General features: G+C 73.7%; 1 protein-coding gene. It reads right to left on the bottom strand.

Translation table 11 applies throughout. From position 1 onward, the window contains the following. Positions 1 to 167: 167 nt before the first annotated feature. Positions 168 to 838: SDR family NAD(P)-dependent oxidoreductase (locus ABD308_RS09930; protein ID WP_344330999.1), on the bottom strand; the 671-nt coding region annotated here is incomplete at its 5' end.

The raw sequence follows: 838 nt of genomic DNA, 5'->3' as shown, positions 1-838 counted from the left end.
GGCCCCGCCCGCGCCGTTGGTGCCGCTGCACGCGGTGGCGGTGGCGACCAGCGCGGTCGCGGCCGCGACCAGGGCCGTCCTTCTGGTGAAAGCGGACATCGGATGCCTCCTGGGCTTTCGTGAGGGTGGATGGGGGTGGGGGGGGTTCCGCGGGTGCCGGCGGGAGGTCAGGCGAGGCCGCCGCCGTCGACGACGAGGGCGGAGCCGGTCATGTAGCTGCTGGCGTCGCCGGCCAGGAACAGCACGGCGGCGGCGATCTCCTCCGGCGAGCCGGCCCGCCCCATCGGCCGGTCGGCGGCGTCCTTCTCGAAGGCCGCCCACTCCTCCTGGAGCTGGCGCGCCTCGTCGCGCAGCATCGGCGTCATGGTGTCGCCCGGGTTGACCGAGTTGACCCGGATCCCGGCGGCGGCGTGGTCGATCGCCAGGGCGCGCGTCATGTTGACGACCGCGGCCTTGGAGGCGCAGTAGGAGAGCGCGTTGCCGCCGCCCTTCAACCCCCAGCCGGAGCCGGTGTTGATGATCGAGCCGCCGCGCGTCATCGCCGGGACGGCGAAGCGGCACATCAGGTAGACGGAACGGACGTTGACGGCCATCACCCGGTCCCAGTCGTCGGCGGAGATCTCCAGCGCGGTCTGGCGGCGGATGATCCCGGCGTTGTTGAACAGGACGTGCAGGCCGCCGAAGGTCTCGACGGCGGTGCTGACGATCCGCTCGCAGTCGGCCTCCACGGAGACGTCGGCGCGCACCTCGACGGCCCGGCCGCCCGCCGCCTCGATCTCATGGACGACCTCGCCGGCGTCCGCGAGGTCGGCGACGACCACCGCGGCGCCCTCGGCGG

The organism is Kitasatospora putterlickiae (genome assembly GCF_039527695.1).
Lineage (GTDB): Bacteria > Actinomycetota > Actinomycetes > Streptomycetales > Streptomycetaceae > Kitasatospora > Kitasatospora putterlickiae.
Note: the sequence above shows the minus strand (reverse complement) of the source record. Positions and strands in the feature narration are given on the sequence as shown.